Genomic DNA, 932 nt, shown 5'->3' with positions numbered 1-932 from the left:
AGTTTGTCCAAAGACGGAAAAACGTTGTACTTCTCTTCCGATATGCCGGGTACCCTTGGCGGAGCCGACATCTGGAAAGTAGCCATCACGGGTGACAACACTTACGGCACACCGGAGAACCTTGGTGCGAAAATCAACACCGAAGGAAGAGAGAACTTCCCGTTCATTACTGATGACAACAAACTGTACTTCTCTTCCGATTCCAGACAAGGTTTTGGAGGATTGGACGTGTTTGTTGCCGATTTAGAAAAGGGATCTGAAGTGAAAAACGTCGGAAAGCCGATCAACTCGGAGAAAGACGATTTCGCATTCACGTTCCACAAAGACCAGAACATCGGATTCTACTCGAGTAACCGCGGCGGACAGGACGATATCTTTATGGCCATTCCGGTATGTGGAGTTCAGTTGAACACTACGGTTAAGAACGCTAAAACGGGCGCTATCCTATCGGGAGCTGCCGTGGCGATCTTGGATGAGAGAAACAACATGATTGAAACCAAAACCACTGGAACAGACGGATTAGCCAAATACGGAACCGAATGTGATAAAGCCTATACGTTACAGGTATCGAAAGACGGCTTTGTGAGCAAAACCATTGCGGTGGCAAAATCCAAAGGCGGCGAATTGCCGATGACGGTGGAATTGGATCCGATCGATGTTATCATCACGGAAACGGAAGTAATCCTAAACGATATCTTCTTCGAATACAACAAGAGCAACATCACCAAAGAAGGTGCGTTTGAGTTAGACAAACTGGTTCAGGTGATGAAGAACAGCCCAAGCATGGTGATTATGGTTAAATCACATACGGACAACCGCGGAACGGACAAATTCAACATGAACTTATCCGACCGTCGTGCCAAAGCTACGGTGCAGTACGTAATCTCGAAAGGAATTGCTAAAGACCGCATCTCAGGAAAAGGATACGGCGA

The 932-nt window shown here is 46.9% G+C and carries 1 protein-coding gene; it reads left to right on the top strand.

Features of this window, described 5'->3' with window-relative positions; genetic code table 11:
- Nucleotides 1–932: OmpA family protein (locus FLJC2902T_RS15570; protein WP_035679345.1), on the top strand; the 932-nt coding region annotated here is incomplete at both ends.

Source organism: Flavobacterium limnosediminis JC2902 (assembly GCF_000498535.1).
Lineage (GTDB): Bacteria > Bacteroidota > Bacteroidia > Flavobacteriales > Flavobacteriaceae > Flavobacterium > Flavobacterium limnosediminis.
The sequence above is the reverse complement of the archived record's forward strand: the minus strand, read 5'-3'. Positions and strand labels throughout refer to the sequence as shown.